The organism is Vibrio sp. 2033, from assembly GCF_033339735.1.
In genome coordinates, this window is record NZ_JAWOVC010000303.1 from 1 (window position 1) to 741 (window position 741).

Genomic DNA, 741 nt, shown 5'->3' on the forward strand with positions numbered 1-741 from the left:
CTCCAAAACGGTTCGCTTCCCTGTGATGATATCGACCGATGCTGTCATTCCTGGAATGATTGGTAAATCGGCATCCTGACCAAAGCTGGTTTTTTCTGTGCGCACGCGCACGATGTAGAAACTGTTGCCTTCCTCGTCTTGGGTGGTATCGGCACTGATGTGCTCCAGTTCACCCACTAAGCCGCCGTATTTTGTAAAGTCATACGCGGTGAATTTTACGATGGCATTTAGGTTCGGGCGTAGAAAAGCGATGTCTTTCGGTGCGATTTTCGCCTCAACTAACAAGGTGTCTTCGGTTGGTACGATTTCAACGATGTCCATACCCGGTTGGATAACGCCGCCAACGGTGTTGACGTTCAGCGTTTTGATTTTGCCTGTCACCGGAGAGACAACCACCGTGCGGTTTACGCGGTCTTCCAAGCCAACCGCCGATTCAACCAATGCAGACAGTTGGTCTTGAGCATTATTGAGTTTCTCTTGTTGTTCGGAACGGAACTTCAACGCCACATCGATGCGATTGAGCATGGATTCTTTGATGGCTGATTTGATCACTGGGATTTTCAGTTCGCTAGATGTCATTTCACGGCGAGTGTCGTTCACTTGGCGCTGCAATTTGAGTAGCTCAATGCGCGGAACAACGCCTTCATCCGCCAACGGTTGGGTGATATCCAGTTCTTTCTTCGCGTATTGGTAGCTTTGGCGTAAGTTGCGCACTCGCGCTTCAATTTCGACCAAGTCTTG

General features: G+C 49.5%; 1 protein-coding gene. It reads right to left on the reverse strand.

Going from position 1 to position 741, the window contains the following annotated elements; genetic code table 11:
• Nucleotides 1-741 (reverse strand): HlyD family type I secretion periplasmic adaptor subunit (locus tag R7P74_RS26240; RefSeq protein ID WP_318123569.1); only part of this gene is annotated, 741 nt, incomplete at both ends.